This is a genomic window from Variovorax sp. OV700 (genome assembly GCF_900099805.1).
Taxonomy (GTDB): domain Bacteria; phylum Pseudomonadota; class Gammaproteobacteria; order Burkholderiales; family Burkholderiaceae_C; genus Variovorax.
Genome location: NZ_FNDR01000011.1, coordinates 72,086 through 92,314 on the forward strand (window position 1 = coordinate 72,086; position 20,229 = coordinate 92,314).

Here is a 20,229-nt window from a genome sequence, read left to right on the forward strand (position 1 = left end):
TCAGTCCCGGATCGGCCGCAGTTGCAGCCGCAGCGAAAGGGTGGAAGAAGACAGCGGCAGCTCGAGCGGCGGCGGGTCGTCCTCCACGCGCGCCAGCGATTCGAACAGGCCGAGCGCATGGGCCATCGGATTGATGTGCACCAGCGTTTTCGCGGCATCGGAAGAAAGGGGCGCCGGCACGCCGCCGTCGTTTTCTTGCAGCGACCAATCGAGCGAGGCCACGGTGCGCGCAGTGCGCTCGGGCGCGATCACCAGCGCCACGGCCAGGAGGCCCTGGCTGTCGGTCACGGAGGTCAGCGCACCCACAGTGGGCGTGTCGTAGCCCACCAGCAGCACCGGCGACTGGTCGGCCGCGCATTGGACCGCCGCTTCGAGCAGGCCGGCGGCAAAGCTGTTTTCGTAGGCCGAGACGGAGTTGCTGGCCGCCATGCAGCCGGTGCCGATGGTCCAGTAGCCCACGGCCGCGTTGTGCACCGAGTTGTGAAAGCGCGTGGGCGAGAGCACCGTGGGATCGGTGGCCAGCGTGCTGCACATGTAGTCGTTGATCGAGAGATCGCCGTGCGCCGACACGAACACGCAGGGCACGTCGGCGGCATTGCGGCCCGAGCCCGCCATCGAGGCGGCGGCCACCTCGAGCGCGAGGGCCACGGTGTCGGGCGCGCGGCGGCGCTCGGCGGGCGCCAGCACCTGGGGCGACGGGCGCTTGGCGGGCGGATCGGCCAGCGTGCCTTCGCCGCGGAAGGCGGCGCGGGCGGCGTCCCATCCCGGCAGGGTGGGCGTCCAGAAGGCGGGGCCTTCGATGTAGAGAGTCGGGGGCTTCGGAGCCTGGTGGGTGACGGTCATACCGCAGCCTTGCCGAACACCAGCGAGCAGTTATTGCCGCCGAAGCCGAAAGAGTTGGTCAGCGCGTAGCGAACCTCGCCGTGCGCGGGCTGCAGCCTGATCTGCGGCCCGAAGCCCGCGTCGAGCTGGTTCGTGTTCACGGTGCCCGGCATCAGGCCGCGTTCGATGGCCAGGAGGCTGATCACCGATTCGACGATGCCCGCCGCGCCCAGCGTGTGGCCCATGAAGCCCTTGGTCGAGCTGGCATGGGTGCGCGCCGGGAAGCGCCGCGCCACCAGCGCGCCTTCGACCTCGTCGTTCTTCTGGCTCGCCGTGCCGTGCATGTTGATGTAGTCGATGGCGTCGGGCGCCAGGCCCGCGCGTGCCAGCGCCTCGTCCAGCGCCCGTTCGGCGCCCAAACCTTCGGGGTGCGGCGTGGACATGTGGTGCGCATCGCTGGCTTCGCCGTAGCCGAGCAGCCGCAGCGGCGCGCCCGCCTCGTCCTGCACCCGTTCCACCAGCGCAAAGCCGGCCGCCTCGCCCAGGCTGATGCCCTTGCGGCCGGCGTCGAAGGGACGGCACGGTTCGTTCGACACCAGCTCGAGCGAGTTGAAGCCGAACAGCACGCTGCCGCACAGCGTGTCGACCCCGCCCACCACTGCGGCGTCGGCCAGCCCGAGGCGGATCAGCCGCTCGGCCGAGGCAAACACCTTGGCGCTCGACGAGCAGGCGGTGGAAATCGTCTCGCTGGGGCCGGTGAGCCCGAGCACCTGCTGCACGAACATGGCCAGCGAATGCGGCGTATGCACCGCCGCACGGCGCTGGTTCTCGGGAAAGAGGCCATCGGCATCGAGCTGCGTGTAGGCGAGCTCGGTTTCGCCGATGCTGGACGTCGAGGTGCCCAGGATCAGCGCGATGCGCGAGGCGCCGTACCTGGCCCGCGCGGCGGCCACGGCTTCAAGAAACCCGTCCGCATGCAGGCCCAGCCAGGCGAGACGGTTGTTGCGGCAGTCCCAGGAAGCCAGGGCTTCCGGCAGGCGGATGTCTTCGAGCCCGTCGACCCGGCCGATCCACGTGGGCAGGGGCGCATCGCCGAAATCGTTGGCGCGCAGGCCGCTGCGCGAGTGAGCGAGTGCCTCGGCGAGCGGCTCCTTGCCGACGCCGACGGCCGATGTGGCCGTGAAGGCGCTGATCTGAAGAGGAGAAATGCGGGGCGGCACGTTGCTTGTTGGTTGGCAGGCGGAAGGTGAAAAACGCTTTTGTATCAGCGAGGCGAAAGGTAACCGGAAAGGTAAACGAATTGTGAAAGCCTACCAGTTGAGCGGGCCGGGCCGCGTCAGCTCTTTTCCTATAAGGCCCGTGCTCTATTGACGCTCGGCGGGGCCTGTGGTCGTGGTGATGCGGGCGGCCAGCGCCACCAGCAGCAGCACCGGCACGCCCAGGAGGGCGGTGGCGGTGAAGAACTGGGCGTAGCCGTAGGCGTCGACGAACACGCCGGAGTAGCCGGCAATGAACTTCGGCAGCAACAGCATCAGCGAGCTGAACAGGGCGTACTGCGTGGCCGAGTAGCTGATGTTCGTGAGGCTCGACAGGTAGGCGATGAAAGCCGCCGAGGCAATGCCGCCGGCCAGGTTGTCGGCCGACACCACCGCGATCAGCGCCGTCAGGTCGTGCCCGCGCGAGGCCAGCCAGGCAAAAAGCAGGTTGCTCGCGGCGCTGAGCACCGCGCCCAGCATGAGCACGCGCATCACGCCCAAGCGCATCGACAGCACGCCGCCCACGAAGGCGCCCGCCAGCGTCATGACCACGCCATAGATCTTGCTCACCGTGGCCACTTCGTCCTTGGTGAAGCCCATGTCCACGTAGAACGGGTTGGCCATGATGCCCATCACTACGTCGCTGATGCGGTAGATCGCAATCAGCGAGAGGATCAGCGCGGCCTGCCACTTGTAGCGGCGGATGAAGTCCGCAAAGGGCTCGATCAGCACGCTTTGCAGCCATTCGGCGGCATTCTTCGCCTTGGGCAGCACGCGCCGCACGGGCTCGGGCGACAGCAGCACCGTGAGCACGCCGACCGCCATCGAGGCCGCCATCACCAGGTAGGCCGTTTTCCAGGCGCCGTTCTGGTAGGCCGCAGCGCCGGTGACGGCCGCCGCCGGAGCCACCTCGGCCCAGGCCGCGACCCACAGCACGCCGGCGCCGGCCCAGATCATCGCGAGCCGGTAGCCGGTTTGGTAGGCGGCGGCGAGCGCGGCTTGCTTGCGCGTTTCGGCCGACTCGATGCGGAAGGCGTCGAGCGCGATGTCCTGCGTGGCCGAACCGAAGGCCACCAGCAGTGCGCACCAGATCAGCGGCGTAAGGCCGTTGCGGGGGTCGTTGAGCGCCATGCCGACCAGCCCCACGATCACCAGCGCCTGCGCCAGCAGCAGCCAGCCGCGCCGGCGCCCGAGCAGCGTTGTGAGCGGCGGCAGCGGCAGCCGGTCGACCAGCGGCGCCCAGACCCACTTGAAGCCGTAGGCCAGGCCGACCCAGCTCAGGTAGCCGATGGTGGTGCGGTCGATGCCCGCCTCGCGCAGCCGAAAGCTCAGCGTGCCCAGCACCAGCAGCAGCGGCAGCCCGGCGGAAAAGCCGAGTGCCAGCATGCGCAGGGTGGCGGGCTCGAGATAGACCTTCAGCGCGTCGCGCCAGGGCAGGGAGGGGGCGGTGGAAGTTTCGGCGGGCTGGGCAGACATGAGCCACGGATTGTCCATGAGGGCGCGCCTGGCGCCGAGCCGTCTTTTTGTCGGCAATTGTTCCTATGATCCGCGCATGTGCACACGATGCGAGCCTCTCCCTCCTTCCGCGGCCTTGGCTTTCCGCGCCTCGGCTTGGCAGCCGCGGCGGGCTTTTTTGCTTGCGGCGGCCGGCGCGGTGCTCACCGGGCCGGCGCTGGCGCAGGTGAACGTGGGCAATGCATCGATGGTACGCAATCTGGTGCCGGCCGACCGCATCGAGGCCGCCGGCGTGCAGCAGTACGGCCAGTTGCTCGAAAAGGCGCGCGCCAAGGGGGCGCTTGCCGGCGACGGCAACGCGCAGCTGCAGCGGCTGCGCACCATCGCGAACCGCCTGATTCCCTTCGCCACGCCGTGGAACACGCGGGCGCGCCAATGGAAATGGGAGGTCAACCTCATCGGCAGCAAGCAGATCAACGCCTTCTGCATGCCCGGCGGCAAGATCGCTTTCTTCACCGGCATCCTGGAGCAGCTCAAGCTCAGCGACGACGAGGTTGCGATGGTGATGGGACATGAGATGGCCCATGCGCTGCGCGAGCATGCGCGTGCCCGCCTGGCCAAGAGCGCCGGCACCGGCGCCGCGCTCTCCATCGGTGCGCAGCTGCTGGGCCTCGGCCAGATGGGCGACCTGGCGGCCCGTGCCGGCACGCAGCTGCTCACGCTGAAGTTCAGCCGCGGCGACGAGACCGAGGCCGATCTCGTGGGCCTGGAGCTCGCGGCTCGCGCGGGCTACGACCCCCAGGCCTCGGTGTCGCTCTGGAAGAAGATGGCCGCGGCGTCCAAGAACCAGGGCGGGCTGAGTTTCCTGTCTACGCACCCGAGCGGGCCGGATCGGATCCAGCAGCTCGAAGCCAATCTGCCGAAGGTGGAGAAGCTTTACAGGGAAGCCAAGCGGGGCTGACCACCTCTTCTAAAAGAGAGCGGGACTGACTGTCTGACTCCCTCTCCCTCCGGGAGAGGGCGGGGGTGAGGGCAGCAGCCTTCATATATGAGCCGCGCTTCATCGGCGGCACGGAGCCCTCACCCCAACCCTCTCCCAGAGGGAGAGGGAGTAATTCCTCCACCACGGCGTTGAAAGAGGGTCGATCGCCCCTGGCACATTGCTTGCATCTCGACTTGTACACAAGTTTGGATGCCTGATGATGGTGCATGAAAAAAACGGATCGGCCGCCGCAGCTTGGATCGCGCGCTTTGCGCAGCCCATGCCCGGCGCGGACACCGGCAGCGGCCCGCTCGCCGGCCTGCGCTTTGCCGTCAAGGACAACATCGACGTGGCAGGCGTGTCCACTACGGCCGCCTGTCCGACCTTCGACCGCCGGCCCTCGGCCCATGCGGCGGTGGTGCAGAAACTGCTCGATGCCGGTGCATCGCTGCTCGGCAAGACCAACCTCGACCAGTTCGCCTGCGGCCTGAACGGCACCCGCTCTCCTTATGGCGAAGTGCCCAATGCCTTCGATCCGCGCTACGTCTCGGGCGGCTCCAGTTCGGGTTCGGCCTACGTGGTGGCCGCGGGCGAGGTCGACTTCGCGCTCGGCACCGACACCGCCGGCTCGGGCCGCGTGCCTGCCGGGCTCAACAACATCGTCGGCATCAAGCCTTCGCGCGGCTTGCTGAGCGCCTTCGGCGTGGTGCCTGCCGCCCAGAGTGCGGACTGCGTGTCGATCTTCGCGCGCACCGTGGCCCTGGCCGTCGACGTGCTCCTGGCGGCTGCCGGACCCGACGCGCGCGACCCCTATTCGCGCGAGCTCGCGCTGCGCAGCGACCCCTTCCCCTCGGCCTTCCGGTTCGGCGTGCCCGACACGCTGAGCTTCTTCGGCGACAGCGTGGCCGAAGAAGCCTTCCGCGATGCGCAGGCGCGGCTTGTCGCGCTCGGCGGCACGGCAGTGACCATTCCCTACGCGCCGCTGGCCGAAGCCGCCGCGCTGCTCTATGAAAGCGCGCTGGTGGCCGAGCGCTATGCCGCGGTGCGCGAGTTCTTCGATGCGCACGGCTCCCAGGTGATCGAACCGGTGCGCGGCATTCTCGAGAGCGGCCGCGGCTACGACGCTGCCGACGTGTTCGAGGCGCAAACCCGGTTGCGCGCATTCGCGCAGCAGGCTGAGCCGATGTGGCGCGGCATCGACGTACTGCTGGTGCCGACCGCGCCCACACACTACACGCGCGAACAGATGCGCGCCGACCCGGTCGTGCTCAATCGCAACCTTGGCGCGTACACCAACTTCGTCAACCTGCTCGACTACGCCGCCATCTCGGTGCCCAGCGCGATCCGCGCCGACGGCCTGCCCTTCGGCATCACCCTGATCGGCCCCTGCGGCAGCGATCTCGCACTGGCCGATCTGGGCCAGCGCTATCACCACGCCACGGGCCTTCCGCAGGGCGCCACGGGATTGCCGCTGCCCGAACCGAAGCCCGTGCCGGGCCTGGGTGCTCCGGCGGTGCAGACCATGGCCATTGCGGTGGTCGGCGCGCATCTTTCGGGCATGCCGCTCAACGCGCAGCTCACCGAACGCGGCGCCAAGCTGCTGCGCGCCACCACCACTTCGCCCCGCTACAGCCTGCATGCCTTGCCGGGCACCGTGCCGCCCAAGCCGGGGCTGCAGCGCAGCGCCACCGGCGGAACGGCCATCGTGCTCGAAGTGTGGTCCGTTCCCCTCGCGCAGGTCGGCAGCTTCCTGGCCCTGATTCCGCCCCCGCTGGGCCTGGGCAGCGTCGAACTCGAGGACGGCAGCTGGGTGCACGGCTTCATCTGCGAAGGCCATGCACTGGCCAATGCGGAAGACGTGAGCCGCCACGGCGGCTGGCGCGCCTACATCGCGAGCCGCACCGCTTCCCAAGCCATTCCAACCTGACCGATCGAGGAGTCTTCATGCGCATCCCTGAGAAATCGCCCGCCGCCGCGTCGCGCCGCCAGTTGCTGCAGGCCGGCGCCGCGGGGCTGGCCGTGCTGGCCGCGCCCGCCATCGTGCGCGCGCAAACCGCACCGAAGATCCGCATCGGCTTCTGGCCCGTGGCCGCGGGGCTGCCCTTCTTTGCGGCGGTGGACCGCGGCTACTTCAAGGAAGCAGGGCTCGACGTGGAGCCGCTCAAGTTCGCAGGCGCGCAGCAGGTCATGGAAGGCATGCTCGCGGGCCGTTGCGACGGCAGCTCCAACGGCACCGGCTCCGCAAACCTCGCCATCGGCGAGATCGCGCAGCCGGGCCTCTTCAAGATCTTCTGCACCAACCCGAGCAACGCCAAGTTTGTGCTCGACGAATTCATCGTCGCCAAGGACAGTCCGATCAAGACCATGGCCGAGCTGGCCGGCAAGAAGATCGCGTCCGGCCCCGGCATCCAGAACGTGACCCTGTGCAAGACCATGCTCGAACGCGCCGGCGCCAAGGGCGCCACGGTGAGCGAGCTTCCCATCGGCCAGCACGTAGCCGCGCTCGTCGCAGGGCAGGTCGACGCCTGCTACACGCTCGAACCCACCGGCACCGTCGGCCGCATAAACGGCACCACGCGCGTCATCGAGGCCGGCGTGGTCGCCAAGTACATCCTCGGCGACCCGATGGCGCCATGGCATGGCGGCGCGGCCAGCCTCACCAGCGAGTTCATCAAGAAGAACCCCGACGTGGCAAAGAAATACATCGCCGCCTACGCCCGCGGCGTGGAACTGGTGCGCACCAAGCCCGACGACGCGCGCCAGCACATGAAGGGCTACACCGCCATCGAAGGCAGCCTTACGGCCGAAGTGCCGCTCGCCTCCTACATGCTCTACAACGAGTTCAAGCCGAGCGACGTGGCGTACTTCCAGAAGTTCTACGACCTGTTCACCGAGAAAGGCATCTTCGAGAAGAAGGTGCTGGTGGACGGCTTGCTCTACAAGGCTTGACCATGGCCGACGCAAGCACGACCTCGGCCGCGCCGTGGACACCGCCGGCCCCCGGCGCCAACGCGGCGGCGGTACCCAAGCCCCCGCTGCGCGACCGGCTGCTGCCCTTCATCGGACCCGTGGTGCTGTTCATCGTGTGGGACCTGGCGGTGCGGCTCGGCTTCATCAAGCCGATCCTGCTGCCCACCCCCGCCGACACCGTTGCGGCGCTCATCACGGGGCTTGCGGGCGGGCCGCTGCTCACCGACTTCGCAATGACCGTGTGGCGCACGCTGCAGGCCTTCGCGATTGCGGCGGTGGTCGGCGTGCCGCTGGGCGTGCTGCTCGGCAGCAACGAGAAGGCCTACCGCAGCGTCGAGTTCCTGATCGACTTTTTCCGCTCCACGCCGTCGTCCGCGCTGATTCCGTTGTTCCTGTTGATCTTTGGCGTGTCCGACGTCAACAAGGTGGCCATCGCGGCCTTCGGCGCGCTGCTGATCGTGGTGTTCAACAGTGCCTACGGCGTGATCAATGCTCGCAAGCAGCGCGTGATGGCCGCGCGCGTCATGGGCGCCTCGCGCTGGCAGATCTTCAAGGACGTGCTGGTGTGGGAAAGCCTGCAGCCCAGCTTCGTCGGGCTGCGCTCGGCGGTGTCGATGGCGCTGGTGATCGTCATCGTGGCCGAGATGTTCATCGGCTCCGACACCGGCCTCGGCCATCGAATCATCGATGCGCAGCAGGTGCTCAACGTGAAGAGCATGTACGCGGCCATCCTCGCGGCGGGCGCACTGGGCTATGCGCTCAACATCCTTTTCCTGGTTGCCGAGCGCCGCATCGTGCACTGGAGCGGAAGATGAAAGTGACACCCGACATCGTCGTCAACGGCCCGGTGTATGCCGATGTGCCCAAGCCCGTCTTCAAGCCCGGTCCGGCCGGCACCCACATTACGATTCGCGGCCTTACCAAGTACTTTGCGGGCTGGCCGCTGTACGAAAACTTCGACCTCGACATACCCAAGCACCGCATCGTCTCGGTGTTCGGGCCCAACGGGTGCGGCAAGTCCACTCTCATCAACATGATCGCGGGGCTCGTTCCCATCGATTCGGGCGAGATCCTGTTCGACGGCAAGCAGCGCAAGGACACCAAGATCGGCTACGTGTTCCAGAACTACCGCGAGGCGATGTTCCCGTGGATGCGCACCATCGACAACATCGCCTATCCGCTGAAGCTCGAAGGGCGCAGCAAGGCCGAGGTCGACCGCCGCATGGAAGAGCTGGTGGCGTCGTTCGACGTCAAGTTCGACCTGAAGCGCTTTCCGTACGAGCTCTCTGGCGGCCAGCAGCAGACCGCATCGATCATGCGGGCGCTCGCGCCCAACCCCGAGGTGCTGTTTCTCGACGAGCCGTTCTCGGCGCTCGACTTCGAGATGACGCTCTTCATCCGCGAGAAGCTGCAGGAGGTGTTCATGCAGACCGGCACCACCATGCTCTTGGTGTCGCACGATCTCGAAGAGGCCGTGTATCTGGCCGACGAGGTGCTGCTTTTGACCAAGCGGCCAACCAAGGTGGCGGAGATCCTGCGCTACGGCGATGCCCGGCCGCGCACGCTGGAAACGCTGAGCAGCGACAGCTTCGTCGCAATGAAGAAGCTCAGCCTCGACATCTTCCAGCGCGAGGTTCGCAGATGACCCCGGAGGTCAACATCCCCGAGGTGCTTGCCGAAGTGACCGCAGTGTTCGCGCGGTATGAAGAAGCGCTGGTCACCAACCAGCGCGAAGTGCTCGACGAGTTGTTCTGGAACAGCCCGCACACGTTGCGCTACGGCTTCTCGGAGACCCACTACGGCCACGCCGACATCAGCACCTTCCGTGCGTCGTTGCCGGTGCAGAGCCCGCCGCGCGAGCTGCTGCGGACCGTGATCACTACCTACGGCCGCGACTTTGCGACCGCCAACGTCGAGTTCCTCCGCGAAGGCAGCCGCCAGACCGGCCGCCAGAGCCAGACCTGGCTGCGCACCGCCGACGGCTGGCGCGTGGTCGCCGCGCACGTGAGCCTGATGGACTGAACACGCAGGCACATTTTTTGCACCCCACCTTGTATCCAAGATCGGAGAACGTCATGACCAGCCCCATCAATCGCCGCGATTCCCTCAAATCCCTGGCCGCGCTCGGCGCCGCCGGCACGCTGGGGGGCTGGAGCGCCCTTGCCGGTGCGCAGGCCAAGCCGCTGACCGTCGGCGTGATCTACGTCGGTGCACGCGACGACTACGGCTACAACCAGGCGCACGCCATGGCCGCGGCCGAAGTCAAGAAGCTGCCCGGCGTGAAGGTGGTCGAAGAAGAGAACGTGCCCGAGACCGCGGCCGTGCAGAAGACCATGGCCGGCATGATTTCGCAGGACGGCGCCAAGCTGCTGTTCCCCACCTCGTTCGGCTACTTTGATCCGCACATCCTCGCGGTGGCGTCCAAGAACCCCGATGTGCGCTTCTCGCATTGCGGCGGCCTCTGGACCGAAGGCAAGCACCCCAAGAACGCCGGCAGCTTCTTCGGCTACATCGACGAATGCCAGTTCTTGAACGGCGTGATCGCGGCCCACATGACCAAGAGCAACAAGATCGCCTTCGTCGCCGCCAAGCCCATTCCGCAGGTGCTGCGCAACATCAACGCCTTCACGCTCGGTGCGCGCTCGGTCAAGCCGAACATCACCTGCAGCGTGATCTTCACGGGCGACTGGTCGATGGCCGTGAAGGAAGCCGAGGCCACCAACAGCCTGGCCGACCAGGGCTGCGACGTGTTCACCATGCACGTCGACGGCCCCAAGGTGGTGGTCGAGACGGCGGCCAAACGCGGCAAGATGGTCTGCGGCTACCACGCGAGCCAGGCCAAGCTGGCGCCAAACGCCTACCTCACCGGTGCCGAGTGGAACTGGCTCACGGCCTACAAGACCGCCATCGAAGCCGCGCAAAGCGGCAAGCCGCACCCCAACTTCCTGCGCGGCGGCCTGAAGGAAGGCTACGTGAAGATGTCCGCCTACGGCCCCATGGTGCCGGACGCCGCGAAGAAGCAGGCCGACGAGATCAAGGCCAAGATGATCGCGGGCACCTTCGACATCTTCAAGGACGGCATCAAGGACAACAAAGGCGCGATCGTGGTGCCGGCCGGCAAGGTGCTCAAGCAGACCGACCTCGAGCTGGAAAAGATGAACTACCTCGTCGAAGGCGTCATCGGTTCGGCCTGATACCGGCGTCTTCATCACCATGCGCCACGCCCTCAAGGAATTCGCCCTGCCGGTGTTCGCCATTACGGCGGCGCTGCTGTTGTTCGGCGTGATGGTGGCCTTTGCCGGGGTCGATCCGGTGGAGGTCTGGGCGACGCTGTTCAAGGGCGCGTTCGGCGACTGGTTCTCGTGGCAGAACACCTTGCAGCGCGCCGCGCCGCTGATGCTCACTGCCCTGTGCGTGGCGCTGCCCGCGCGCGCGGGTCTCATCGTCATCGGCGGCGAAGGCGCGCTGGTGTTGGGCGGCCTGGCAGCGGCTGCGCTCGCGCATGCGGTGCCGCTGCCCGGCAACATGGCGGGGACGGTGATGGTCTGCCTTGCCGGTGCGTTGGCCGGCGCGCTGTGGATCGTTCTTGCGGGCTGGCTGCGCCAGTACCGCGGCATCAACGAAACCATCAGCAGCCTGCTCCTGGCTTACATCGCGATCGGCATCTTCAAGCACCTGGTCGAAGGGCCGCTGCGCGACCCGGCGAGTCTCAACAAACCCTCGACCTATGCGCTCGACTCCGGCTTGCTGATCGGCGGCATCGGCGGTTCCGACGTGCACTGGGGCTTGGCCATCGGCGTGGTGGCGTGCCTCGCGCTCGGGTGGTGGCTGCGCGCCACGGCCTCGGGCTTTTCGGTGCGCGTGGTGGGTGGCAATCCCCGCACCGCGCAGCTCGTGGGCCTGCCGGCCACGCGGCTCATCCTCGGCGCCTGCGGTTTGGGCGGTGCCTGCGCGGGGCTCGCGGGCGCGGTCGAGGTGGCGGCGGTGCACACCAACGCCAATGCCTCGCTGATCGCGGGCTACGGGTATGCGGGCATCCTCGTGTCCTTCATCGCGCGGCACAACCCGGTGGCGATCGTGCCGGTAGCGATTCTCTTCGGCGGCTTCGGTGCGGCCGGCAGCCTGCTGCAGCGCCGTCTTGGGTTGCCCGACGCCTCGGTGCTGGTGCTGCAGGGCATCGCCTTCGTGCTCATTCTCGCGAGCGAGGGGCTGCGCATGGTCGACTGGAAAGCCTTGATGAGCCGCAGGGCCGCTCCCAAGGCGGATGCCGCAGTGCGCGGCGCGGAGGCTGTCCCATGACCGCGGACCAGTGGATCGCCCTGGTGGCCGGCATCGTCGGCGGCGCCTTGCGCGTCGGCGCGCCCTTCCTGTTCGTGAGCCTGGGCGAATGCCTCACCGAAAAATCGGGCCGCATCAACCTCGGGCTCGAAGGCGTGCTGGTGCTGTCGGCCATGGCGGCCTTCGGCGGCGCGTATCTCACCGATTCGGCGTGGCTCGGCGTGCTGATCGGCGCGGTGGCGGGCGCGCTGCTTGCGCTGCTGCACGGCCTCTTGTGTTCGCTCGACCGCGTGAACGACGTGGCCACGGGCATCGCCCTGATGCTGCTCGGCACGGGGCTCGCGTTCTACCTGGGCAAGCCGCTCATCCAGCCGCAGGCGCCGCAGATTCCCGCCATACCGCTCGGCTTCTGGAGCGACAACCCGGTGGTGCGCTCCGCCTTGCAGCTCAATGCGCTGGTGCCCTTGGGCGTGGTGCTGGCCGTGCTGCTCTGGTGGGGCTTTGCCCGCACGCGCGCCGGCCTGCTCGTGCGCATGGCCGGCGATTCGGCGCAGGCCACGCGCGCGCTCGGCTACTCGGTTTCGGGTTTGCGCATTGCCGCGACGACGGCGGGCGGTTTCATCGCCGGGCTGGGCGGCGCGTCGCTCACGCTGTTCTATCCAGGGAGCTGGAACGAAGGCATTTCGAGCGGCCAAGGCCTGATCGCGGTGGCACTGGTGATCTTCGCGCGCTGGAGCCCGTTGCGCTGTGTCGGCGCGGCGCTGCTCTTCGGCGGCGCGGGCGCCATCGGACCTGCGCTGCAGTCCATTGGCGTCGGCTGGGGCTACCACCTGTTCAACACCGTGCCTTATGTGCTCACGCTGGTGATCCTGGTGCTCACCTGCAAGCCGGGCACGGCAGCCGCCGGAAGCCCCGGCGAACTTTCATCGACAAGGAGCTGAATGCCATGATCGCCCGCCACATTGCCGCCGAGCCCTATGCCTGGCCCTACAACGGCGCGCTGCGGCCCGACAACACTGCGCTCATCGTGATCGACATGCAGACTGACTTCTGCGGCAAGGGCGGATACGTCGACGTGATGGGTTACGACCTCTCGCTGGTGCAGGCGCCGATCCAGCCCATCGCGCGCACGCTTGCAGCGCTGCGGCCACTGGGCTTTCACATCATCCACACGCGCGAAGGCCATCGGCCGGACCTGGCCGACCTGCCCGCCAACAAACGCTGGCGTTCGCGGCAGATTGGCGCCGGCGGCGTGGGCATCGGCGACGACGGGCCGTGCGGGCGCATCCTGGTGCGCGGCGAGTCGGGCTGGGAGATCATTCCCGAACTTGCCCCGCTGCCCGGCGAGGTGGTGATCGACAAGCCAGGCAAGGGCTCGTTCTATGCAACGGACCTGGAGCTGATCCTGCGCACGCGCGGCATCGAGAACCTGATTCTCGCGGGCATCACCACCGACGTATGCGTGCACACGACGATGCGCGACGCCAACGACCGCGGCTTCGAATGCCTGCTGCTGTCCGACTGCACCGCCGCCACCGACCACGGCAACCACCTGGCGGCACTGAAGATGATCACGATGCAGGGCGGCGTGTTCGGTGCGCACGCGCCGTCGCAGGCGCTGTTGAGCGCGCTGGGTTGATGCGGCCATGACCCCTTCTCCCGCCGCCGCCCATGCTCCGCACGCTCCCCACGCCATTGGCGCGCTGCCGAGCGGCAGCGGCGCGCTCGCGCTCGACACCTACGAGCTGACCAAGCGCTTCGGCGCCTTCACTGCGATGGACCGCGTGACGATGCACGTCGAGCCCGGCACGGTGCATGCGCTGCTCGGAGAGAACGGCGCGGGCAAGAGCACGCTGGTCAAGTGCGTGGCCGGCTTCCAGCGCGCGGAGGAAGGCAGCATCCTGATCGACGGCCGCGAGCAGGACATTGCCAACCCCATCGTGGCGCGCGCACTCGGCATTGGCATGGTCTACCAGCACTTCACGCTGGCGCCGGGCATGACGGTGGCCGAGAACCTGCTGCTCGCGGGCGGCAAGACACCGGCGCTGATCGACTGGAAGGCGAAGCGGGCCGAGCTCAAGGCCTTTCTGGCGACCACGCCCTTCAGCCTCGACCTCGACGTGCGGCCATCGGAGCTTGCGGCGGGCGAGAAGCAGAAGCTCGAACTGCTCAAGCAGCTCTACCTGAAGCCGCGCCTCCTGATCCTCGACGAACCGACCTCGGTGCTTACGCCTCAGGAGGCCGACGAAGTGCTGGGCCATGTGCGCGAATTCGCGAAGAGCGGCCTGTGCACCGTACTCATCATCACGCACAAGTTCCGCGAGGTGATGGCGTATGCCGACAGCGTGACGGTGCTGCGACGCGGCAAGGCGGTGCACCATTGCCGCGTGGCGGACACGAGCCCGGCGCGGTTGGCAGGGGCCATGATGGGCGGCGAGGACGCTGCGGTTTCGGCACCGGCTGCATCACCTGTCGCCAGAAAGCCCGTGCCCGCTGCGGCGCCCATTGCATTGAAGGTCGAAGGACTCAAGGCGCAAGGCGACCGAGGCACCTTGGCGCTGCACGACCTGGCACTTTCCGTACGCGCGGGCGAGATCCTCGGCGTGGCGGGCGTCTCGGGCAACGGACAGCGCGAGCTGGTCGAGGCGCTGGTCGGGCAGCGCCCGCGTCTCGCCGGCAAGGTGAGCGTCATGGGCCAGCCCTACAGCGCACGTCGCGCAGAGAACCGCAGCCTCAAGGTGCGCAGCCTGCCCGAGGAGCCCCTGCGCAATGCCTGCGTGGGCGACCTCAGCGTGGCGGAGAACATGGCGCTGCGTGATTTCGACAGGCCCCCGTTGTCGCGTGGCGGCGTGTTGAATTTTCCGTTCTGGCGCAGCCGAGCGCGCGAATGGATTGCCGAATACGGGGTCAAGACGCAAGGTGAGGGCGCCGCGATTCGCAGCCTCTCGGGCGGCAACGTGCAGCGCGCGGTGCTGGCACGCGAACTCGCAGGCGACATCAATGTGCTGATCGCGGCCAATCCCGTGTTCGGCCTCGACTTCGCCGCCGTGGCCGAAATCCACGAGCGCATCGTGCAGGTGCGCGAGAAGGGCGGGGCGGTGCTGCTGATCAGCGAAGACCTCGACGAACTGCTGGAACTGGCCGACCGCATCGTCGTGATGAGCGAGGGACGGATCGTGTTCGAAACCTCGGCCGCAGGCGCCGAAAGGCATGTGATCGGGGCGCACATGGGCGGTGGGCACCACGAGCCACTGAAGGCTGCGGCATGAGCGGCCCTTTGAATCAAAGAGCAAAACCATGCGCATAGAAGAAGCCATCCCCTTCCCCTACGAGTTCGAGATCAGGAACACCGCGCTGGTCCTCATCGACATGCAGCGCGACTTCATTGAACCCGGCGGCTTCGGCGAAACCTTGGGCAACGACGTGTCCTTGCTCGAAGCGATCGTTCCCGCGACAAAGACGGCGCTGCAAGCATGGCGGGAAGCAGGCGGTCTCGTCGTGCACACCCGGGAGGCGCACAAGCCCGATCTCTCCGACTGCCCGTCCGCCAAGCGCAACCGCGGCAACCCCGCCTTGCGCATCGGCGACGAAGGCCCGATGGGCCGCATCCTCGTGGCGGGCGAACCGGGCAACCAGATCATCGAGGCGCTCGCGCCCATCGGCAGCGAGATCGTCATCGACAAGCCCGGCAAGGGCGCGTTCTACGCCACCGGCTTGCATGAACTGCTGCAACAGCGCGGCATCACGCACCTGCTGTTCGGCGGCGTCACCACCGAAGTGTGCGTGCAGACCTCGATGCGCGAAGCCAACGACCGCGGCTACGACTGCCTCTTGCTCGAAGACTGCACCGAGAGCTACTTTCCGGCCTTCAAGGCCGCCACGCTTGACATGGTCCGCGCCCAGGGCGGTATCGTCGGCTGGACCGCGCCGAGCGCCGCGTTGCTGGCGGCGCTTCGCAGCGGGCAATGACAGCGACTACCATTCCATACGTGCCTACCGTTCGTTCCCGCTCCGCTTCATCCGCATCCGCCGCTCCCGCTGCTGCCGACGCAACCGTTTTTCGTACACGCGCCGACGAGGTCTACGCGCAGCTCAAGCGCGACGTGGCCGATTTCATCCTCGTGCCCGGCGACCGCTTCACCGAGAACGAGATCAGCGAGCGGCTCGGCGTCTCGCGCACGCCCGTGCGCCAGGCCCTGTTCCGCCTCCAGCAGGAGGGTTTTGTCGAAGTGCTGTTTCGCAGCGGCTGGCGCGTGCTGCCGTTCGACTTCGACCAGTTCGAGCAGCTCTACGACCTGCGCATGGTGCTGGAGACCACCGCCGTGCACCGCTTGTGCGAAGCCGACCGCCGCGTCGACCGCAGCCTGCTCGACGCGCTGGCCGATATCTGGCTGGTGCCGGTTGCCCAGCGCAGCAGCGACACCGCGCAGGTGGCGCAATGGGACGAGGCTTTTCATTGCGCGCTCGTGGCTGCCGCGGGCAACGCCGAGATGGCGCGCGTCCACAGCGACGTGACCGACCGCATCCGCATCATCCGCCGGCTCGACTTTACCCAGCAGCCGCGCATCGACGCCACCTACGAGGAGCACGCGAAGATCCTCAAGGCCATTCGCGCCAATCGAGGAGACCAGGCTGCGATGCTGCTGCGCGCGCACATCGAGACCAGCCAGGCCGAGGTGCGCAAGATCACGCTGCACCAAGTGCACCTGGCGCGGCATGCGGGCAAGACGGCCGCGCCGCGCTGATCAGAGCGTGAAGTCGTACTCGACCGTGATCGGCGCGTGGTCGCTGAACTTGATGGTCTTGTAGATCTGCTCGGTGCGCGCCAGGGCGCCGAGCGCCGATGTGGCCAGGTGGTAGTCGAGCCGCCACCCCACGTTGTTGGCGTAGGCCTGGCCGCGGTTGCTCCACCATGTGTAGGCCTCGGCCGTGGTCTCGGGCTTGAGCATGCGGTAGACGTCCACCAGGCCCGCGCCGTCGGTGCCGGCGTCGAGCAGCCGCGTCATCCAGGCGCGCTCCTCTGGCAGGAAGCCGCTGTTCTTCTGGTTGCCGCGCCAGTTCTTGAGGTCGATCTCCTTGTGCGCGATGTTGATGTCACCGCAGAGTATGAATTCGCGCTCCTTCTTGAGGGCGACGAGGTGGGGGAAGAAGCCCTTCAGGAAGCGGAACTTGGCTTCCTGCCGCTCCTCGCCCGAACTGCCGCTCGGAAAATAGCAGCTGATGATCGACAGCTTGCGCCCCGGCGTGTCGAAGCGCAGTTCGAGATACCGGCCTTCGGCGTCGAATTCGGCGTCGCCCCAACCCACGACCACGTCGCTGGGCGCGTGTTTTGTGTAGATCGCGGTGCCGGCGTAGCCCTTTTTCTCGGCGAAATGAAAGTGGCCCTTGAGGCCTGCCATTTCTTCGAAGCGACCCTCGATGTCGCTCGCCTGGACCCGGATTTCCTGCATGCAAATACAATCCGGCGCAAGTTCGGCCACCCAGTCCGCCACCCCTTTCGTGGCGGCCGAACGCAGGCCATTGAGATTGAGGCTGGTCAGTTTGAACACAAGGAAATTCCGATGGCTGTAGATGGTGTGGAAAGCAGTGCGGTGGCGCAGGACTTCGTCCAGTTTGCACTCGACGCGGGCGTGCTGCGCTTTGGCGAGTTCAAGACCAAGGCCGGCCGGCTGAGCCCCTATTTCTTCAATTCGGGCCTCTTCGACGACGGCGCCAAGATCGCGCGGCTCGCCGGATTCTATGCAGACCGGCTGATCGAGAGCGGTGTCGAGTTCGACATGATCTTCGGCCCCGCCTACAAGGGCATTCCGCTGGGCGCCACGGTGGCCGCCGAACTGGCCCGGCGCGGCCGCAACTATCCCTTTGCCTACAACCGCAAGGAAGCCAAGGCCCACGGCGAGGGCGGCAACCTGGTGGGCGCGCCGCTCAAGGGCCGGGTGCTGATCGTCGACGACGTGATGTCGGCCGGCACCGCGGTGCGCGAATCGATCGCCGCCATCGAGGCCGCGGGCGCCACGCCGCACGCCGTGGCCATTGCGCTCGACCGGCAGGAAAAAGCCACCGAGAACGGCGTGGACGTGGACCACAGCGCCGTGCAGTACGTGCGCAACCAGCTGGGCCTGGCGGTGGTGGCTATTGCCACGCTCGACGACCTCTTGAACTACCTATCGGGCCATGCCACCGCCGACCTGGGTGCGCACCGGGAGCGCGTGCTGGCCTACCGCACGCGCTACGGCGCCCGCTGAGGTCCGCCCCCATGCCTGTGCGCAAGCTCGAGAACCAGACCGTGCGGCCGCTCGCCGCGGCGGCGCTGCTGCTGTCGATGACGGCGGTGCTGCTGATGTTGCCCGCCGAAGTGCCGGCGCAGCCTGCAACGCAGGCACCCGCCAGTATCTACACCTGCACCGACGCTCGCGGCCGCACCCTCACGGCCGACCGTCCGATTGCCGAATGCACCGACCGCGAGCAGCGCGAACTGAATCCGAGCGGCACCACGCGCCGGCGCGTCGAGCCGACGTATACCCCCCGCGAGCTGGCCGAGCGTGAAGACCGCGCCCGCGAAGCGGCGTTGCAGGCTGCGCGCCAGCTCGACGAGCGCCGGCGCGAGCGCGCACTGCTGGTGCGCTATCCCAACGCCACGGTGCATGACCGCGAGCGAGGCGAGGCGCTGGTGCAGATCGATGCGGTGATCCAGGCGGCCAGGAAGCGCCTGGAGGAACTCGCCGAGGACCGCAAGAGGGTCGAAGAGGAGCTCGAGTTCTACAAGCACGACGTCAGCAAGGCGCCGGGCGCGGTGCGCCGCAAGCTCGAGGACAACACGCAGAGCGTGGCGGTGCAGAACCGCTTCATCGGCGAGCAGGAAGACGAGAAGAAGCGCGTGAACGCGCGCTTCGACGAAGAGCGCGGGCGGCTCAGGCAGCTCTGGTCTCCCCAGAACGGCGGCGGCAAGTAGCTCGCCGCCGGAGGGCGGCCGATCAGGCCAGCTTGGCTTTGAGGAGTTCGGTGACTTGGGCGGGGTTCGCCTTGCCGCCGCTGGCCTTCATGACCTGGCCCACGAGGCCGTTGAGGGCCTTTTCCTTGCCGGCGCGGTATTCGTCTACGTTCTTCTGGTTCTTGGCAATGACCTCGTCCAGGATCTTGTCGAGCGCGCCGGTGTCGCTCATGGGCTTCAGGTCCTTGGCTTCGATGATGGCGTCCACGTCGCTGCCTTCGCCGGTCCACAGAGCGTCGAACACCTGGCGCGCGGCGTTGTTGGGCAGCGTGCCGTCGGCAATGCGCTTCACCAGCTGGGCCAGCTGCTGCGCCGTGACCGGCGCGGCCTCGATGCCGATTTCCTGTGCGTTCAGGCGGCGCGCCATCTCGCCGGTGATCCAGTTGCTTGCGAGCTTGGGCGTGGCGCCGGCTTTCACCGCGTCGTCGAAGTAGCGCGCGAGCGCGGGGCTCTGCGTGAGCTGCGCCGCGTCGTATTCGGACATGCCGTGGTCGCGCACGTAGCGCTCGGCCATGGCGCGCGGCAGTTCGGGCATGGTGGCGCGCACGCGCTCGATCCATTCGGGCTCGATGGCCAGCGGCGGCAGGTCGGGGTCGGGAAAGTAGCGGTAGTCGGCCGCGTCTTCCTTGGTGCGCATGGTGCGCGTCTCGCCGGTATCGGGGTCAAACAGCACGGTGGCCTGCTCGATCTTGCGGCCGTCTTCCAGCTCGTTGATCTGCGAGTTGATCTCGTAGTCGATCGCCTGCTGCATGAACTTGAAGCTGTTCAGGTTCTTGATCTCGCGCCGCGTGCCGAGCTTTTCGCCGGGCCTGCGCACCGACACGTTGGCGTCGCAGCGAAAGCTGCCTTCCTGCATGTTGCCGTCGCAGATGCCGATCCAGGTGACGATCTTGTGCAGCTCGCGCGCATAGGCCACGGCCTCGGCGGTGGAGCGCATGTCGGGCTCGGTCACGATCTCCAGCAGCGGCGTGCCGGCGCGGTTCAGGTCGATGCCGCTCTGACCGACGAAGTCTTCGTGCAGCGACTTGCCCGCGTCTTCCTCGAGGTGGGCGCGCACCAGGCGCACGGTCTTCTTTTCTTCACCCAGGAAGAACGAGACAGAGCCGCCTTGCACGACCGGAATCTCGTACTGGCTGATCTGGTAGCCCTTGGGCAGATCGGGGTAGAAATAGTTCTTGCGCGCGAACACGCTGCGCGGCGCAATGTGCGAGCCGAGCGCCAGGCCCAGCTTGATGGCGCGTTCGACGGCGCCCTTGTTCATCACCGGCAGCGTGCCGGGCAGGGCCAGATCCACCGCGGAGGCCTGCGTGTTGGGCTCGGCGCCAAAGGCGGTGGAGGCGCGGCTGAAGATCTTGCTCGCGGTCGACAGTTGCGCGTGCGTCTCGAAGCCGATGATGACTTCATAGCCGCGCACCAGCGGGCCGGTCGGGCGGCCTTGTTGTTGTGCTTCGAAAGTATTCACGGGTTCGCTCATC

The 20,229-nt window shown here is 67.4% G+C and carries 20 protein-coding genes; 15 read left to right on the forward strand and 5 right to left on the reverse strand.

Translation table 11 applies throughout. The annotated features are described in order from the left end of the window. The 3 genes from BLR24_RS23045 to BLR24_RS23055 all read right to left on the reverse strand — a co-directional run bounded on the left by BLR24_RS23045 (position 1) and on the right by BLR24_RS23055 (position 3,572). The gene (locus BLR24_RS23045; RefSeq protein WP_093021222.1) at positions 1-843 is read right to left on the reverse strand and encodes a beta-ketoacyl synthase chain length factor; all 843 of its coding nucleotides are present in this window, start codon (positions 841-843) and stop codon (positions 1-3) included. Further along, positions 840-2,042, reverse strand: coding sequence for a beta-ketoacyl-[acyl-carrier-protein] synthase family protein (locus BLR24_RS23050; protein ID WP_175543333.1), 1,203 nt, complete (start codon positions 2,040-2,042; stop codon positions 840-842). Before BLR24_RS23050 ends, BLR24_RS23045 begins: the two co-directional genes overlap by 4 nt. A gap of 144 nt (positions 2,043-2,186) precedes the next feature. Beyond that, positions 2,187-3,572 carry an AmpG family muropeptide MFS transporter gene (locus BLR24_RS23055; RefSeq protein WP_093021225.1) on the reverse strand — a complete coding sequence of 462 codons (1,386 nt, stop codon included), beginning with the start codon at positions 3,570-3,572 and terminating at the stop codon, positions 2,187-2,189. 58 nt (positions 3,573-3,630) lie between these two features. Between BLR24_RS23055 and BLR24_RS23060 the strand changes: the two genes are divergently transcribed. The 13 genes from BLR24_RS23060 (at position 3,631) to BLR24_RS23120 (ending at position 16,508) form a co-directional block, all read left to right on the forward strand. Then, positions 3,631-4,494: a M48 family metallopeptidase gene (locus BLR24_RS23060; RefSeq protein ID WP_093021228.1), complete on the forward strand. Its 864-nt coding sequence runs from the start codon at positions 3,631-3,633 to the stop codon at positions 4,492-4,494. Between the two features lie 238 nt (positions 4,495-4,732). Then, a complete protein-coding gene (gene atzF, locus BLR24_RS23065) occupies positions 4,733-6,442 on the forward strand; it encodes an allophanate hydrolase (RefSeq protein WP_093021231.1) in 1,710 nt (569 codons plus the stop codon). Between the two features lie 17 nt (positions 6,443-6,459). Then, positions 6,460-7,464 (forward strand): ABC transporter substrate-binding protein, encoded by a 1,005-nt coding sequence (locus tag BLR24_RS23070; protein ID WP_093021234.1) that lies wholly within the window; start codon positions 6,460-6,462, stop codon positions 7,462-7,464. Positions 7,465-7,466: 2 nt separating this feature from the next. Beyond that, complete coding sequence (locus BLR24_RS23075) at positions 7,467-8,300, forward strand: ABC transporter permease (RefSeq protein WP_093021237.1); 834 nt, start codon at positions 7,467-7,469, stop codon at positions 8,298-8,300. Continuing rightward, positions 8,297-9,130 carry an ABC transporter ATP-binding protein gene (locus tag BLR24_RS23080; RefSeq protein ID WP_093021240.1) on the forward strand — a complete coding sequence of 278 codons (834 nt, stop codon included), beginning with the start codon at positions 8,297-8,299 and terminating at the stop codon, positions 9,128-9,130. Before BLR24_RS23075 ends, BLR24_RS23080 begins: the two co-directional genes overlap by 4 nt. Next, positions 9,127-9,507, forward strand: a complete 381-nt coding sequence (gene hpxZ, locus BLR24_RS23085; RefSeq protein ID WP_093021243.1) for an oxalurate catabolism protein HpxZ — start codon at positions 9,127-9,129, stop codon at positions 9,505-9,507. Before BLR24_RS23080 ends, hpxZ begins: the two co-directional genes overlap by 4 nt. Positions 9,508-9,560: 53 nt before the next feature. Next, a complete protein-coding gene (locus tag BLR24_RS23090; RefSeq protein ID WP_093021246.1) occupies positions 9,561-10,679 on the forward strand; it encodes a BMP family ABC transporter substrate-binding protein in 1,119 nt (372 codons plus the stop codon). A gap of 19 nt (positions 10,680-10,698) precedes the next feature. Continuing rightward, complete coding sequence (locus BLR24_RS23095) at positions 10,699-11,784, forward strand: ABC transporter permease (protein WP_093021249.1); 1,086 nt, start codon at positions 10,699-10,701, stop codon at positions 11,782-11,784. Beyond that, positions 11,781-12,704, forward strand: a complete 924-nt coding sequence (locus BLR24_RS23100) for an ABC transporter permease (RefSeq protein WP_093021252.1) — start codon at positions 11,781-11,783, stop codon at positions 12,702-12,704. Before BLR24_RS23095 ends, BLR24_RS23100 begins: the two co-directional genes overlap by 4 nt. Before the next feature lie 5 nt (positions 12,705-12,709). Next, on the forward strand, positions 12,710-13,402 hold the full coding sequence (locus BLR24_RS23105; protein WP_093021255.1) for a biuret amidohydrolase: 693 nt from the start codon (positions 12,710-12,712) through the stop codon (positions 13,400-13,402). 7 nt (positions 13,403-13,409) lie between these two features. Further along, the gene (locus tag BLR24_RS23110) at positions 13,410-15,032 is read left to right on the forward strand and encodes an ABC transporter ATP-binding protein (protein WP_093021258.1); all 1,623 of its coding nucleotides are present in this window, start codon (positions 13,410-13,412) and stop codon (positions 15,030-15,032) included. A gap of 28 nt (positions 15,033-15,060) precedes the next feature. After that, positions 15,061-15,732 (forward strand): cysteine hydrolase family protein, encoded by a 672-nt coding sequence (locus BLR24_RS23115; protein ID WP_093021261.1) that lies wholly within the window; start codon positions 15,061-15,063, stop codon positions 15,730-15,732. Then, positions 15,729-16,508, forward strand: a complete 780-nt coding sequence (locus BLR24_RS23120) for a GntR family transcriptional regulator (RefSeq protein ID WP_093021264.1) — start codon at positions 15,729-15,731, stop codon at positions 16,506-16,508. The genes BLR24_RS23115 and BLR24_RS23120 overlap by 4 nt, the downstream gene beginning before the upstream one ends. On the opposite strand, the gene BLR24_RS23125 is transcribed toward BLR24_RS23120, so the two are convergent. Then, positions 16,509-17,312 carry an exodeoxyribonuclease III gene (locus BLR24_RS23125; protein WP_093021267.1) on the reverse strand — a complete coding sequence of 268 codons (804 nt, stop codon included), beginning with the start codon at positions 17,310-17,312 and terminating at the stop codon, positions 16,509-16,511. A 12-nt stretch (positions 17,313-17,324) separates the two neighbouring features. Here BLR24_RS23125 and pyrE point away from each other — a divergent pair, with 12 nt between their 5' ends. Both pyrE and BLR24_RS23135 read left to right on the forward strand, forming a co-directional pair. After that, a complete protein-coding gene (gene pyrE / locus BLR24_RS23130; RefSeq protein WP_093021270.1) occupies positions 17,325-18,008 on the forward strand; it encodes an orotate phosphoribosyltransferase in 684 nt (227 codons plus the stop codon). 11 nt (positions 18,009-18,019) lie between these two features. Then, positions 18,020-18,715, forward strand: coding sequence for a DUF4124 domain-containing protein (locus tag BLR24_RS23135; protein ID WP_093021272.1), 696 nt, complete (start codon positions 18,020-18,022; stop codon positions 18,713-18,715). 22 nt (positions 18,716-18,737) lie between these two features. On the opposite strand, the gene gatB is transcribed toward BLR24_RS23135, so the two are convergent. Beyond that, the gene (gene gatB, locus BLR24_RS23140) at positions 18,738-20,228 is read right to left on the reverse strand and encodes an Asp-tRNA(Asn)/Glu-tRNA(Gln) amidotransferase subunit GatB (protein ID WP_093021275.1); all 1,491 of its coding nucleotides are present in this window, start codon (positions 20,226-20,228) and stop codon (positions 18,738-18,740) included. Position 20,229 lies beyond the last annotated feature (1 nt).

Excerpts from the sequence above, each read along its gene's own strand:
- BLR24_RS23070 (WP_093021234.1), top strand. The coding sequence starts at position 6,460 with ATGCGCATCCCTGAGAAATCGCCCGCCGCCGCGTCGCGCCGCCAGTTG.
- BLR24_RS23100 (WP_093021252.1), top strand. The coding sequence starts at position 11,781 with ATGACCGCGGACCAGTGGATCGCCCTGGTGGCCGGCATCGTCGGCGGC.
- BLR24_RS23110 (WP_093021258.1), top strand. The coding sequence starts at position 13,410 with ATGACCCCTTCTCCCGCCGCCGCCCATGCTCCGCACGCTCCCCACGCC.
- BLR24_RS23090 (WP_093021246.1), top strand. The coding sequence starts at position 9,561 with ATGACCAGCCCCATCAATCGCCGCGATTCCCTCAAATCCCTGGCCGCG.
- BLR24_RS23120 (WP_093021264.1), top strand. The coding sequence starts at position 15,729 with ATGACAGCGACTACCATTCCATACGTGCCTACCGTTCGTTCCCGCTCC.
- BLR24_RS23055 (WP_093021225.1), bottom strand. The coding sequence starts at position 3,572 with ATGGACAATCCGTGGCTCATGTCTGCCCAGCCCGCCGAAACTTCCACC.
- pyrE (WP_093021270.1), top strand. The coding sequence starts at position 17,325 with ATGGCTGTAGATGGTGTGGAAAGCAGTGCGGTGGCGCAGGACTTCGTC.
- atzF (WP_093021231.1), top strand. The coding sequence starts at position 4,733 with ATGATGGTGCATGAAAAAAACGGATCGGCCGCCGCAGCTTGGATCGCG.
- BLR24_RS23095 (WP_093021249.1), top strand. The coding sequence starts at position 10,699 with ATGCGCCACGCCCTCAAGGAATTCGCCCTGCCGGTGTTCGCCATTACG.
- BLR24_RS23075 (WP_093021237.1), top strand. The coding sequence starts at position 7,467 with ATGGCCGACGCAAGCACGACCTCGGCCGCGCCGTGGACACCGCCGGCC.
- BLR24_RS23060 (WP_093021228.1), top strand. The coding sequence starts at position 3,631 with ATGTGCACACGATGCGAGCCTCTCCCTCCTTCCGCGGCCTTGGCTTTC.
- gatB (WP_093021275.1), bottom strand. The coding sequence starts at position 20,228 with ATGAGCGAACCCGTGAATACTTTCGAAGCACAACAACAAGGCCGCCCG.
- BLR24_RS23105 (WP_093021255.1), top strand. The coding sequence starts at position 12,710 with ATGATCGCCCGCCACATTGCCGCCGAGCCCTATGCCTGGCCCTACAAC.
- hpxZ (WP_093021243.1), top strand. The coding sequence starts at position 9,127 with ATGACCCCGGAGGTCAACATCCCCGAGGTGCTTGCCGAAGTGACCGCA.
- BLR24_RS23135 (WP_093021272.1), top strand. The coding sequence starts at position 18,020 with ATGCCTGTGCGCAAGCTCGAGAACCAGACCGTGCGGCCGCTCGCCGCG.
- BLR24_RS23045 (WP_093021222.1), bottom strand. The coding sequence starts at position 843 with ATGACCGTCACCCACCAGGCTCCGAAGCCCCCGACTCTCTACATCGAA.
- BLR24_RS23080 (WP_093021240.1), top strand. The coding sequence starts at position 8,297 with ATGAAAGTGACACCCGACATCGTCGTCAACGGCCCGGTGTATGCCGAT.
- BLR24_RS23115 (WP_093021261.1), top strand. The coding sequence starts at position 15,061 with ATGCGCATAGAAGAAGCCATCCCCTTCCCCTACGAGTTCGAGATCAGG.